The 12,725-nt window shown below is 69.3% G+C and carries 13 protein-coding genes and 1 tRNA gene; 5 read left to right on the forward strand and 9 right to left on the reverse strand.

Going from position 1 to position 12,725, the window contains the following annotated elements:
* The first annotated feature begins 45 nt into the window (after window positions 1-45).
* Window positions 46-552, forward strand: a complete 507-nt coding sequence (locus tag ACPV3N_RS09835) for a DoxX family protein (protein WP_440117098.1) — start codon at window positions 46-48, stop codon at window positions 550-552.
* On the opposite strand, the gene ACPV3N_RS09840 is transcribed toward ACPV3N_RS09835, so the two are convergent.
* Window positions 549-2,687, reverse strand: a complete 2,139-nt coding sequence (locus ACPV3N_RS09840) for a TonB-dependent receptor (RefSeq protein ID WP_440117519.1) — start codon at window positions 2,685-2,687, stop codon at window positions 549-551. The genes ACPV3N_RS09835 and ACPV3N_RS09840 overlap by 4 nt on opposite strands.
* Before the next feature lie 106 nt (window positions 2,688-2,793).
* A tRNA-Gly gene (locus ACPV3N_RS09845) sits at window positions 2,794-2,868 on the reverse strand.
* 196 nt (window positions 2,869-3,064) lie between these two features.
* Between ACPV3N_RS09845 and ACPV3N_RS09850 the strand changes: the two genes are divergently transcribed.
* Window positions 3,065-3,970: a tetratricopeptide repeat protein gene (locus ACPV3N_RS09850; protein WP_440117521.1), complete on the forward strand. Its 906-nt coding sequence runs from the start codon at window positions 3,065-3,067 to the stop codon at window positions 3,968-3,970.
* A gap of 2 nt (window positions 3,971-3,972) precedes the next feature.
* Window positions 3,973-4,584, forward strand: coding sequence for an LON peptidase substrate-binding domain-containing protein (locus tag ACPV3N_RS09855; protein ID WP_440117100.1), 612 nt, complete (start codon window positions 3,973-3,975; stop codon window positions 4,582-4,584).
* Window positions 4,585-4,587: 3 nt separating this feature from the next.
* On the opposite strand, the gene gltX is transcribed toward ACPV3N_RS09855, so the two are convergent.
* The 3 genes from gltX to metX are packed head-to-tail and all read right to left on the reverse strand — an operon-like array spanning window position 4,588 to window position 7,636.
* Window positions 4,588-5,943: a glutamate--tRNA ligase gene (gene gltX, locus ACPV3N_RS09860; RefSeq protein WP_440117102.1), complete on the reverse strand. Its 1,356-nt coding sequence runs from the start codon at window positions 5,941-5,943 to the stop codon at window positions 4,588-4,590.
* Window positions 5,940-6,542, reverse strand: coding sequence for a methionine biosynthesis protein MetW (gene metW / locus ACPV3N_RS09865; RefSeq protein WP_440117104.1), 603 nt, complete (start codon window positions 6,540-6,542; stop codon window positions 5,940-5,942). Before metW ends, gltX begins: the two co-directional genes overlap by 4 nt.
* Complete coding sequence (gene metX / locus ACPV3N_RS09870; RefSeq protein ID WP_440117522.1) at window positions 6,539-7,636, reverse strand: homoserine O-acetyltransferase MetX; 1,098 nt, start codon at window positions 7,634-7,636, stop codon at window positions 6,539-6,541. The genes metW and metX overlap by 4 nt, the downstream gene beginning before the upstream one ends.
* A 110-nt stretch (window positions 7,637-7,746) precedes the next feature.
* Between metX and hisC the strand changes: the two genes are divergently transcribed.
* Together hisC and ACPV3N_RS09880 are read left to right on the forward strand one after the other, a co-directional pair.
* A complete protein-coding gene (gene hisC, locus ACPV3N_RS09875; RefSeq protein WP_440117106.1) occupies window positions 7,747-8,847 on the forward strand; it encodes a histidinol-phosphate transaminase in 1,101 nt (366 codons plus the stop codon).
* Window positions 8,844-9,755 (forward strand): prephenate/arogenate dehydrogenase family protein, encoded by a 912-nt coding sequence (locus ACPV3N_RS09880; protein WP_440117108.1) that lies wholly within the window; start codon window positions 8,844-8,846, stop codon window positions 9,753-9,755. Before hisC ends, ACPV3N_RS09880 begins: the two co-directional genes overlap by 4 nt.
* On the opposite strand, the gene ACPV3N_RS09885 is transcribed toward ACPV3N_RS09880, so the two are convergent.
* Genes ACPV3N_RS09885 through ftsE form a run of 4 tightly spaced genes read right to left on the reverse strand, consistent with a single transcriptional unit; the run spans window position 9,752 to window position 12,651 of the window.
* Window positions 9,752-10,432 (reverse strand): lysophospholipid acyltransferase family protein, encoded by a 681-nt coding sequence (locus tag ACPV3N_RS09885; RefSeq protein ID WP_440117110.1) that lies wholly within the window; start codon window positions 10,430-10,432, stop codon window positions 9,752-9,754. The genes ACPV3N_RS09880 and ACPV3N_RS09885 overlap by 4 nt on opposite strands.
* A 4-nt stretch (window positions 10,433-10,436) precedes the next feature.
* Window positions 10,437-10,967 (reverse strand): YdcF family protein, encoded by a 531-nt coding sequence (locus tag ACPV3N_RS09890; protein WP_440117112.1) that lies wholly within the window; start codon window positions 10,965-10,967, stop codon window positions 10,437-10,439.
* Window positions 10,964-11,899, reverse strand: coding sequence for a cell division protein FtsX (locus ACPV3N_RS09895; RefSeq protein WP_440117114.1), 936 nt, complete (start codon window positions 11,897-11,899; stop codon window positions 10,964-10,966). The genes ACPV3N_RS09890 and ACPV3N_RS09895 overlap by 4 nt, the downstream gene beginning before the upstream one ends.
* Window positions 11,896-12,651 (reverse strand): cell division ATP-binding protein FtsE, encoded by a 756-nt coding sequence (gene ftsE, locus ACPV3N_RS09900; RefSeq protein ID WP_440117116.1) that lies wholly within the window; start codon window positions 12,649-12,651, stop codon window positions 11,896-11,898. Before ftsE ends, ACPV3N_RS09895 begins: the two co-directional genes overlap by 4 nt.
* Between the last annotated feature and the right edge of the window lie 74 nt (window positions 12,652-12,725).

The raw sequence follows: 12,725 nt of genomic DNA on the forward strand, positions 1-12,725 counted from the left end.
CGGTCCGTGCGTTGCATCGGCGAAACAGGGGAAAGGAACCGCGTCATGTCCGCCATCGCCGCCTTCGTCGGCCGCCTGCTGCTCGCGCTGCTGTTCGTGCTGGCAGGGATCCCCAAGATCATCGACCCGTCGGGTCCTGCGGCAATGCTGCAATCGGCCAACCTGCCCGCAAGCTTGGCGATGCCGACCGGCGTGTTCGAGGTGGTCGCGGGCCTCCTGCTCGCGCTGGGATTCATGACCCGGCTGGTGTCGATCCTGCTCTTCGGCTTCACCCTGCTGACCGTGTTCTTCTTCCACAACCAGTTCGGTGACCCGATGCAGGCCGCGCAGGCACTGAAAAACGTCGCGATCGCGGGCGGCCTGCTGATGGTGTTTGCCTATGGCCACATGTACTGGGGCTACGATCGCATGCGCGCCCAACGCAAGGGCGAGCGCGCCGCCGCCGAGGCCGAGGCGCGCGCCCACGACGCCGAGCTTCGGGCCGCCCGGGCAGAAGGCCGCGCCGAAGCTCTCGGCAGCGCCGACCGCGACGGGGACGGCCGGGTCGGCTAGAAGCTTGCGCGGACGCTCAGCTTGAGGTTCCGGCCCGCCAGCGGGACGAAATCCTTGGTGAAGCTTGCGTGGCGCCGGCCTTCGACGTCGAAGATGTTGTCGGCCTGCAGCAGCACGGTGACGGTGTCGCTGCCGGTGAGGGGCTTCCACGCCAGCGACGCGTTGACGAAAGTGAAGCCGCCGGTTGGCGTCTCGCCCGGTGCGACGCGGTGCTGCGCGAAGACCCGCTGGACCTCGCCCCTCAGGTCGAACCGGCCGGCCTGCGCCTCGAGCGCGCCGAGAAGCGACATCGCGGGGATGCGCGGCAACGGGGTGCCGTCCTTTAGCGACGCGCGCACGTAGTCGCCGCGCAGGTCGGCGACGAGGCGGAACGAATCGCTGCTGATTACCGGGTAGGTCACCTCGCCCTCGAGGCCGGAGTAGATCGCGGCCCGCTGGACGGTCTCGAGGACTGGAAGCCCCTCGATCTCCTCGCCCGTCTGCTCTTGATAGATGTATCCCGAAAACCGGTTGCGGAACGCGGCCAGGCTGATCGTGCCGGGGCCGATGCTGCCGCGCACGAAGCCCTCGATGCCCCACGCGCGCTCGATCCCGAGGCCCGGATTGCCGATCTCGTAGGCCTGCGTCGCGATGTGAGGCCCCTCTGCGAGCAGTTCCTCGGCGCTCGGTGCGCGGGCCACGCGGCTCAGGTTTGCGCCAAGGCGCAGGCCCGCGGCTGTCTCGTGGGCGATTCCGAGTGCACCTGAAAACGCGTCGAAGCTGCGCGCGAAACCGAGGTAATTGGACTGGACGTGCGAGCGTTCGTAGCGGCCGGCAAGCTCGATCTCGACCGGACCCGCCTTGGCTTCCTGCAGCGCGAAAAACGCGATCTGGTCGGTCAGGTTCGGCGGGACGTAGGCTTCCGCGCCCGTCGCGCGAAAGTCGCGGAAGGTGTACTGAAGTCCCAGCGATCCCTGCCACGTGCCCCGGCGGTTCTGGATCAGTTCGGCGCGCGCCTCGACGCCCTCGACATCGAAGACGGTGCCGGTCTCGTCGCCTTCGAACTCGGTGTGCGCGTAATCCGAATAGCCCACTCGGGTCGTCAGAGCCTTGAAGGCTCCGTCACCCAGCGCCAGGCGTCCGCGCAGGTCGGCGCGGTATTGCCTGAGGCCGATCGAAATCGGCACGTCGCCTTCTTCTTCACCCGCTTCGCCTTCGTCGCCGTGCCCGTGACCCGCGCCGGGGCGCCCGGGCACGCCGTACATGGTATCGTAGACACCGACCGAGGCGCCCAGCGAACTATCGCCCTCGAAGAACGCGAAGCCGCCGTTCGCGCTCCATGTGCGGGTGAAGCTGTCGGGCAGCACGCCCTTGCGTGCCGCCGCCTCGCGCAGCTCGGCCGCCTCGTCGGCATGACCCTCGGCTTCTTCCTCGTCGGCTTCCTCGAGCAGGTCCGACCGGAGGCGGCGGGACACGACGAAGCCGGGGATCCGCACATCGTCGGTATCGCGCCACGAACCGTCGGCATGGATCACGAAGCCGCCGCCCACTTGCACGTCGAGCGAGGCGCCGCCTTCCCGAAGATCATAGGCGGTGTCCGCAGCGACGGTCGCGTCGAGGTGGACCGCCTCCTCGAGCCGGCGCTGCGGGATGCGCTTGTCGATGACATTGACCGCGCCGCCGATCGCCTGACTGCCGTACAGCAGGACCGCGGGGCCACGCAGGACCTCGATCCGCTCGGCCGTCAGCGGGTCGATCGAGACCGCGTGATCGGCGGAGGTGTTCGACGCATCGATCGCCCCAATGCCGTCGATAAGGACCTTGACCCGCTCGCCCGAGAACCCGCGCAGGACGGGCCGCGAGGCGCCGGGCGAGAAGCCCGAGGCGGTCACTCCCGGTTCGCGCGCGAGCACCTCACCAACCTGGCCCGCGAGGTTGCGCTGCAGTTCGACGCCCTCGACGACCGACGTGCCCGCCAGTGTGTCCAGCTGGGTCAACCCGCCCGCGGTCACGACGATCGGGTCGGACGCGCGAGAGTGATAATCGTCAGGAGCCGGAGTCGGAGCCGGCGGCTGGGACGCACTCTGCGCCCATGCCGGGACGGTGAGAAGGGACGAGGCGAGGATGGCGGCGCGAAGACCGATGGGATGATACATTGTCACGCGGCGCCAGTTAGCGCTTCCGCCGCGCTCTTCAAGGGATTTCTTTGCGCAAGTGCGGCCAGCGGCGCGAAACGCGCGGCGATGCGATAATCCGGAAGAATGGAGCGGGCGAAGAGATTCGAACTCTCGACCCCAACCTTGGCAAGGTTGTGCTCTACCCCTGAGCTACGCCCGCTCACTGGCGCTGGCCTGGAACCGTGGTCCCGGGCCGGGGAGGCGCGCGATTAGCAACAGGTGCGAGGGGCCGCAAGCGCAAAATAGCCGCAGCCTGCAGGTGCCGCTTTTCGCTTCACAAACGCGGTCGAAGGCCCACATTGGCCCCGAAATCCAATTTCGACCTAGACACGCAAGGGGACCGGCACGTGGCCAGCATGGGTTTGAACCTCGAGGAGCAGAAGGCGGTCGACCGCTTTCGCAAGGACATCGTCGAACCGTCGATGACCAGCCTGGTCGTGCTCGATTTCTGGGCCGAGTGGTGCGGGCCGTGCAAGGCGCTCACGCCGGTGCTTGAAAAGGTCTGCGCCGAATATGCGGACAAGGGCGTCGTGCTCGCGAAGATCAACGTCGACGAGGAACAGTTCATCGCCGCGCAGTTCCAGGTGCGGTCGATTCCCACCGTTTATGCGATGTTTCAGGGGCAGCCGGTCGCCGACCTCACCAACGCCCGCACCGAAACGCAGCTGAAGTCGATGCTCGACCAGCTGCTCGGCCAGCTGCCTGTCGGCGGCGACACCGAACGGCAGGCCGGCACCGACGTCGCGCAGTTCGTCGAGATGGGCGAGAGCGTGCTTGCCGAAGGCGATGCCGAGCGCGCGGCGGGCATCTTCTCGCAGGTGGTCGAGATGGCGCCCGAGAGCGCTCCGGCGCACGCCGGGCTCATCCGCGCCCTCGTGGCGGCCGGTCGCGCCGACGAAGCGCAGGCGCACGCTGCAACGCTGGACGAGAAACTGGCCGCCGATCCCGCGGTAGGCACGGCGCTGTCGGCGCTCGAACTGGCCGGCGAGCGGGTCGATGACAGCGAATTGCAGGCGCTGCGCGCCGCCGCGGCGGAACGGCCTACCGACATGGAAGCGCAGATGGCCTATGCCGAGGCCGCGTTCGCGAACGGCGACCGCGAGGCGGCCGGCGAGACGCTGCTCGGCATGATCCGCACCGACCGCGAATGGAACGACGGCGCGGCCCGCGCGCGGCTCGTCAAGATGTTCGAGGCGGTCGGGCTGGAGGACCCCTGGGCCGTCGCCACCCGCCGCAAGCTGTCCACCGTGCTGTTCGGATAGCCGTGGCGACCCGCCTGTCTATCTTTCCGCTGCCTGGCGCGATCCTGTTTCCGGGACTGCACCTGCCGCTCCACATCTTCGAGCCGCGTTACCGGGCGCTCGTCGGCAATGCGCTCGCGCGCGACAGGAGGATCGCGATGATCCAGCCGCAGTCGGCGGCGGAAGGGGCGCCGCTCTATGCGGTCGGCTGCGTCGGAAAGATCGACGAGGTCGAGGCGCTGGACGACGGGCGTTACAATATCGTGCTCGCTGGCGAATCGCGCTTCCGCGTGCGCCGCGAGCTCGAGGTGACCACGCCGTTCCGTCAGGTCGAGGCCGACCTGATCCAGGACGACGGCGAGGCGGCGCTCGCCAGCGTCGAGCGTGCCGGTTTCGAGCAGGAGGCGCGCGCCTTTGCCGATGCGCAGGGCTACATCGTCGACTGGGACTCGGTCGCGAGGCTCGACGACCGCACCCTGATCGACGGCGTCAGCCAGATCGCGCCGTTCGACCCGGCGGCCAAACAGGCGCTGCTCGAGGCGGACACCTTGTCGCAGCGCTGCGAGCTCCTGATCCAGCTCATGCAGTTCTTCGGCCGGTCTGACCCCGACGAGGAGCGGGTCACGCTCCAGTAAGGGTCAGGCTCCGGCCGCTGCCGTCTCGAGGCGTTCGCGCGCTGCGGTTTCCCCGATCAACGGCAGCAAGGCGTGCATGTCGGGTCCGTGATCCAGGCCCGTCAGCGCCTGGCGGAGCGGAAGGAACAGCGCCTTGCCCTTTCGGCCTGTCGTCTCCTTGAGCGTGGCGGTCAGAACGGACCAGGGATCATCGCTCCACGTGAGCATCGCCGCTGCCGTAGCGAGATAGGCGCGCGTCTCGCCGTCGAACGGAGGCGTTTCGACCGGTCCCTTTACCACGCGCCACCAGCCAGAGGCATCCGATACTTTCTCAAGGTTGGGCCGGATCGCCAGCCACGCGGCTTCGTCCATGCCCTCCGGCAGCCGATCCGCCACCTGGGCGTACTCGAGCTGGTGCACGATGGCATGGTTCAGCCGTTCAAGCTCGGCCTCGTCGAACCGCGCGGGCGCCCGTCCGAACGTGGCCAGGTCGAAGGTCGCGACCAGCACGTCACGCTCTGCGACCGGCTCGACCGGGAGCGAAGTCCCCAGCCGCGCCAGCAGCGCGACCAGCGCCTCGGGTTCGACGCCGCTATCGCGCAGAGAGGATGCCGACAGCGAGCCCAGCCGCTTCGACAGCTTGCCTTCGCGGCCCACCAGCAGCGCCTCGTGCGCGAAGCAGGGCAGTTTTTTCGCTGCGCCGAAACCTGCAGCAAAAAGCGCGGTAAACATCTGTATTTGCAGGGCGGTATTGCTCACGTGATCCTCGCCGCGCAGGACGTGAGTGACGCCCATTTCGGCGTCGTCGATCGCGCTCGGCAGCATGTAGAGCCACGAGCCGTCGGCACGCCGGACGACCGGGTCGGACAGCTGCGCGGGATCGAAGTGCTGGTCACCGCGGATGCCGTCCACCCACTCGATCGGCGCCTCGTGGTCGAGCCGGAAACGCCAGTGCGGCGCGATCCCGTCGGCGGCGAGGCGCGCGTGGTCCGCATCGGTCAGCGCGAGGCCAGCGCGGTCGTAGATCGGCGGCAGACCGCGCCCCAGCAGCACCTTGCGCTTGAGCTCGAGTTCCTGCGCGGTCTCGTAGCAGCGATAGACCCGACCCGCCTCGCGCAGCTTCTCGAAGGCATCCGCGTAGATCGCGAGCCGCGCCGACTGGCGCTCCTCGCCATCGGGGTCGAGGCCGAGCCAGGCGAGATCGCAGTGGATGGCCTCGACGTACTCCTCGCGGCTGCGCTCGGCGTCGGTATCGTCGATCCGCAGCAGGAAGCGGCCGCCATGCTTCCGGGCGAGAAGCCAGGCGTGGAGCGCTGTGCGGATGTTGCCGACGTGGAGCAATCCGGTGGGGGAAGGGGCAAAGCGGGTTACGACTGTCATCGGGTCAACTCGAACACGGCATGCTCGGCGCGCCAGTTCGCGCCCGCGGCGCCCACGCGGCCATCACCGGCGAAAAACCACTCGCGCTCGATCCGCATGTCCATCCTTCGCACCAGCTCGCGGAAGTCGACCACGGTAACGTGGTGGATGTTCTGCGTCTCGTACCAGCTCACCGGCAGGTGCCGGGTCACCGGCATCCGCCCGCCGAACGCCAGCGCGGCACGCATGCGCCAGTGGGCGAAGTTGGGAAACGACACGAACGCCTGCCGGCCCACCCGCAGCAGCTGGTCGAGCATCCGGTCGGGCCGCGCGGCGGTTTGCAGCGTCTGGCTGAGGATGGCATAGTCGAACGCCTTGTCGGGATAGTCGGCAAGATCGCGGTCGGCATCGCCCTGCACCACCGACAGCCCGCGCGAGACGCAGCGTTCGACCAGCTCGGGGTCGATCTCCATCCCGCGCGCGTCGCACCCCTGTGCGCCCAGGGCCGCCATCAGCGCGCCGTCGCCGCAGCCGATGTCGAGCACGCGCGAACCCGCCGCGACGTTCGCCGCGATCACCGCAAGGTCGGGCCGCAGCGCCGGGATTGCGGGGCGGGTCATCCAATGAAGCCCCTTACCACCCGGTCCAGCGCGGGGACGTCGAGCAGGAAGCTGTCGTGGCCGTGTGGAGCTGAAAGCTCGACGAAGCTCACCGCCGCGCCCGCCGCGTTGAGCGCGTGGACGACGTGGCGGCTCTCTGCGGTCGGGTAGAGCCAGTCCGAATCGAAACTGACGAGGCAGAACCGCGCCGCTGTGCCGGCGAAGGCGTCCGCCAGCGTTCCCCCGTGCTCTTCGGCGAGGTCGAAGTAGTCCATCGCGCGGGTGATGTAGAGATAGCTGTTGGCATCGAACCGCTGGGTGAAGCCGCTGCCCTGGTACCGCAGGTAGCTCTCGACCTGGAAATCCGCGTCGAAACCGAAGGTCTTGCTGTCGCGGTCCTGCAGGTTGCGACCGAACTTTTCGGTCAGCCCGTTTTCGCTGAGGTAGGTGATGTGCGCCGCCATCCGCGCAACGCTGAGTCCCTTGCCCGGCGCGCGACCCGAGCCGTAGTAAGCGCCCTCCTGCCAATCCGGGTCCGCCATCACCGCCTGCCGGCCGACTTCGTGAAACGCGATGTTCTGCGCCGAGTGCCGCGCGGTCGTGGCGATCGCCAGCACGCGCGCGGCGCGGTCGGGGAAATTCGCCGCCAGGCTCAGGGCCTGCATCCCGCCCATCGATCCCCCGACGACCGCGTGCAGCCGCGCGATGCCCAGCGCATCGAGGAGCGCCACCTCGGCGCGGACCATGTCGCGGATCGTGATGACCGGAAACCGCATGGCGTAGGGCTTGCCGTCCGGGGCATTGCTCGCTGGACCGGTCGATCCCATGCAACCGCCGATCACGTTTGCGCAGATCACGTGGAACCGGTCGGTATCGATCGGCCTGCCGGGTCCGACCATGCGCTCCCACCAGCCGGGCTTGCCGGTGACCGGGTGCTCGCTCGCCACGTACTGGTCGCCGGTCAGCGCGTGACAGACGAGGATCGCGTTGCCGCCATCGGGTGCCAGATCGCCGTAGGTCTCATAGGCGACCTCCACGTCCGGCAGCGACTGCCCGCCGTCGAGCAGCAGCGGTTCCGCAAGCGTCAGGCGTTGGGAGGGGGCGGCGGGAGGCATGGCGGGGCGGCTTGGCGGCAACCGGCGCACGCTGTCAACAAGTCTCATGCCGCGCCGGCCAAGGAGGATTTTGTTCGCAAGGCGAGCAGCGCCCGCTATGCGCCTTCGCGATGGCCGATCGACCCCAACTCAAGCCCTGGATCGAGGGCATTCACGTCTACGTTCCCGGCAAGGCCGCGGGGGCCGATGGCCGGCCGCTGGTCAAGCTGTCGGCGAACGAGAATCCGCTGGGCACCTCGCCGGCGGCGCTCGCCGCGCGGTCCGCGGCCGCTGAGCCGAGCCATTATCCCGATCCTGCCAGCACCGACCTGCGCGAGGCTATAGGCGAGAAGTTCGGGCTCGATCCCGCGCGCATCGTCTGCGGAACCGGTTCGGACGAATTGCTGCAACTCGCCGCCAATGCATTTGCCGGCCCCGGCGACGAGGTGCTGTTCCCGCGTTACAGCTTCATGGTTTACGATATCGCCGCGCGGCGCGCCGGGGCCGTCCCGATCGAAACGTCGGACCGCGACTATGGCTGCGACGTCGACGCGGTCCTGAGTGCCGTGACCGACCGGACCCGCGTGGTCTTCCTCGCCAATCCCAACAACCCCACCGGCAGCTACCTGCCCGCGAAGGACATCGCGCGGCTGCACGCCGGATTGCCGAGCGACGTGCTGTTCGTGCTCGACCAGGCTTACGCCGAGTACCTTCCCCCAAGAGAAGACGACCGCGGGCTTGCGCTGGCCGGGGCGCACGAAAACGTGCTCGTCACCCGCACGTTCTCGAAGATCCACGGCCTTGCCGGAGAGCGGATCGGCTGGGCGACCGGGGCTCCGCATCTGATCGAGGCGCTCAACCGCATTCGCGGCCCGTTCAACGTCACCAACACCGGGCAGGCCGCCGCGATCGCGGCGCTGGCCGACGATGCCTTCGTCGAACGCAGCCGGGCCGTGAACGCGGCGAACCGCGCGCGGCTGACCGATGCCCTCGCGGCGCTCGGCAATCACGGTATCCGTCCCTTGCCCAGCGCGGGCAATTTCGTGCTCGTGCTGTTCGAAGGCGCACTTACAGCCGAGGCCGCGCTCGGCGTCCTGGCCGATGCAGGCTATGCGGTGCGACACCTGCCGGGCCAGGGACTGGGCCACGCCCTGCGCATCACCGTGGGCACTTCGGAAGACGTGGACGCGGTCGCGGGGGCAATCCGCCGGGCGGCAGAGCGCGCCGGATGACCTTCGCGCGCGTAGCAGTGATCGGGCTGGGCCTGCTCGGCGGGTCGGTCGGCCTCGCCGTCGGGGAGTGTCTGCCCCATTGCATCACGACCGGCTACGATGCCGATCCCGACGTGCGCCGGCGCGCCGCGATCCGCGGACTTGTCGGCACGGTGTGCGACACCCCCGCCGAGGCGGTTGCCGATGCGGACCTGGTCGTGTTCTGCGTACCGGTCGGCGCGATGGGGGCTGCCGCGGCGGCGATTGCCGACGTCTTGCCCCGCGGCGCGCTCGTCAGCGACGTGGGCTCGTCGAAGGCGGCGGTGAGCGAGGCGTTGCGCGCCGCGCTGCCGGGCGCGAGCGTGATTCCCGCACACCCCGTCGCCGGGACCGAGCGGAGCGGTCCCGACGCGGGATTTGCGCACCTGTTCCGCCACCGCTGGTGCATTCTGACCCCGCCCGCCGATGCCGATCCGGCGGCGGTCGCAAGGCTGTCGGCATTCTGGGAAGCGCTTGGCGCGAACGTCGAGATCATGGACGCGGCGCACCACGATCTGGTGCTCGCCGTTACCAGCCACATCCCGCACCTCATCGCCTACACGATCGTCGGTACAGCGTCGGACCTCGAGGAGGTAACGCGCAGCGAAGTGATCAAGTACTCAGCGGGGGGCTTTCGCGACTTCACCCGGATCGCGGCGAGCGATCCCGTTATGTGGCGGGACGTATTCCTCTCCAACCGCGATGCCGTGCTCGAGATGCTCGGCCGCTTCACCGAGGACCTGACCGCGCTCCAGCGCGCGATCCGGCGCGGCGACGGCGCGGCGCTCCACGATCTGTTCACCCGCACTAGAGACATTCGCCGCTCGATCGTCGAGCAGGGCCAGGACGATGCGCGGCCCGATTTCGGCCGCGCCGACCACGATACCTAGCGATTGAGCGCGTTCATCGCCGCGTGGACGCGCGCTTCGGCCTCCGCGCGGGGCAGACCGGGCGGAACCGGTTCGCCGAACCGGTAGGTAATCGTACCGCGGCGCTTGATTGCGCGGTGATAAAGCGGCCCGCTGTCGACCGCGACGGGGACGACCGGAAGGCCGAGCACCTTGTAAAGCCCCGCGAAGCCCGCCTGCAACGAAGGCCGGCTGCCGTGCGGCACGCGGGTTCCTTCGGGAAAGATGGCGAGCGGACGACCCGCTCCTGCGTGGTGCCTCGCTGCCGCGAGCATCGCCCGCAGCGCGCGGGCGCCCTGGTCGCGCGCGACCGGCACGATGCCGTAGGCTCGCGCCGACGCTCCCCACAGGGGGATGGCGAACAGCTCCTCCTTGGCGAACACGGCGGGCGTGTCGAGCAGGGCGGGGAGATCGATCGCTTCGAAGAAACTTTCGTGCTTGATCGCGTAGAGCGCCGGATAGCCGGGCCGCTCGCCCTCCTCGCGGATCCGTATGCCGAGGATGCGGGCGAGGCACCACCGCTGGAAGCGCGCCCAGTCGCGTACCGTCCGCCGGAACCGTCGCTCGTCGAAGCGGAAGACGGCCAGCGAGTACGAAGTGAACCATACCGAGCCCAGGTAGAACACGACGTAGAACGCGAGGCTGCGCAGCACGGCCATCGCGTCAGTCCGGGAGCAGCCGCGCCAGCGTCGAGGCGATCAGCTTGTTGTATTCGAGAAAGAGGGTCCCCAGCCGGGGCCGGGATGGCACCGCGTCGCGCACGACCGTGACATCGTCCGGCAACGCAAGGTCAAGCTCGCTCGCCGCGCGTCGCATGTGCCAGTCGGTGGTCACGAGGCGGATCGACCCGATCTTGTGATGCCGCACCCACGCGGCGGTCTCGGCAGCGTTGCTGCGTGTATCGACCGCCGCGAAACCGAGCGTTATGCAGCAGGCCATGGTTCCTGCCGACACGTCGTACTGCGCGGCGAACTCCTTCGGCTTCACCTCGCGGTCGACGCCGGTGACGAGCAGTTCGCGCGCCTCGCCCCGCGCGAGCAGTTCGAGGCCGCGGTCGATCCGGCCCGCGCCACCCGTCGGGACGACGACGGCGTCGGTCCGCATCCGCCCGACCGGTTGCGGCAGCGCCGCGGCGAACCACAGGAAGCCGAACGCGTAAAGGATCACGACGAAAGCGACGAAACGGGAGATCACAGCATTTTCCTCAGCGCGCCAAGGACCGTGAGCCGCGCGGTCAGCATGGCGATGCCGACCCCGGCGAGGGGGATCGTCGCGATCACCAGCCAGTCGGCAGTTCCGAGTCCGCCTCCCGCGACCATTCCGGAACCGAGCGCGGCGAATTGACGGCCGAGCACGAGGATCGCCGCCATCCCGAGCGCCAGTCCCGCCGCGCCGCCGACGGCAGCGTCGAATGCGATCGATCGCTGGAAGATGCGGGCTATCTGCGTGTCGGTGCCTCCGAGGAGGTGCACGATCTCGATCGTCCCGCGGTTGCCGCCAAGCGCGCTGCGCGCCGCGAGCAGGACCGCGGCGGAACTCGTCACGCCGAGAAGCACGACAAGCGCGAGCGCGAGATACTGGAGCGAGCGGATCGCGGCGAAGACCGGGGCGAGCCACGTCGACTGCGCGTCGACCCGCGCGGCCGGCGCGGGGCCCGCGAGGGCGCTGCGCATCGCTGCGAGCCGCGTCTCGTTGGCCGGGGCGCGCAGCTCGACGTCGATCAGCGCGGGGACGGGGACCGCCTCGATGCCGTCGCTCCCCGCGCCGAGCCATGGCGCAAGAAGCTCGTCGAGTTCGCGGTCGGGCACGATGCGGATGCTCGCCACGTCGGGCAGCGCGGCGAGCGCGGCCTCGGCTGCTCGCGCCTGCCGGTCGCGCTCGGACTTGAGCGGCTCGACGATTTGCACGGTCGCCGCCCCCGACAGGTCGCCGCGCGCGGTGGCGGCGAGGTTGTTGAGCGCCAGCCCGCCAGCCGCCGCCACCGTGGTGAGCGCGACCATGATCGCGATCACCCAGGGCATCGGCCCGGCGAGGCGCGCATGCGGCACGAGCTGCGCTGCGCGGCTGCCCCGGAACGGCACGAGGCTGCGGGCGACCGCGTGGGCAAGGACGGGCGGCCGCTTCATGCCGATATGCTCTCGTCGCCCGGTCGCTGTTCGCGCCGGGGCGGAAAGCGCAGCGCGCCGGTCGGGTCGCTGAGGCGCCCCTTGTCGAGCCGCATGATCAGCGAATCGGGGACCTTGCGCAGCAGGTGGACGTCGTGCGTTGCGACGACGACAGTGGTGCCGAGCCTGTTCAGCGCCTCGAACAGGCGCAGCAGCTTCAGCGCCATGTCGGGATCGACGTTCCCGGTCGGCTCGTCGGCGACGAGCATGTCCGGGCGCCCGATCACCGCCCGCGCGATGGCGACCCGCTGCTGTTCGCCGCCCGAGAGCGACGCGGGCCGCGCATCGATGCGTTCGGACAGCCCGACCCATTCGAGCATGTCGGCCACCGGCTGGCGCAGTTCGGCCTCGCGCACGCCCGAAACGCGCAGCGGCAACGCGACGTTGTCGAACGCGGAGAGGTGGGGCACCAGGCGAAAGTCCTGAAACACGACCCCCAGCCGCCGACGAAACCGCGGCAAGCGGTCGCGGGGAAGCGTGATCACGTCGGTGCCGAACATCCGGATCGCCCCTCGCGAGGGGCGCTGGGCGAGGTAGAGCAGCTTGAGCATCGAGGTCTTGCCCGCTCCGCTCGCTCCGGTGAGGAAGTAGAAGCCGCCAGGGTGCAGCGTGAACGAGACGTCGCTCAGCACCTCGCGGTCGGCCCCGTAGCGCAGGCCGACATTGTCGAAGGTGACGATGTCGCCGGGCCTGCGGTCACGAGCCCCGCTCATGGCAGGAGCCATGGCGCGGGGCGCTCTTGGACGGTCGGGAAGGGAAGGTTGCGCATCGACGCGGCGGCTATAGC

Source organism: Tsuneonella sediminis (genome assembly GCF_051912845.1).
GTDB lineage: Bacteria > Pseudomonadota > Alphaproteobacteria > Sphingomonadales > Sphingomonadaceae > Tsuneonella > Tsuneonella sediminis.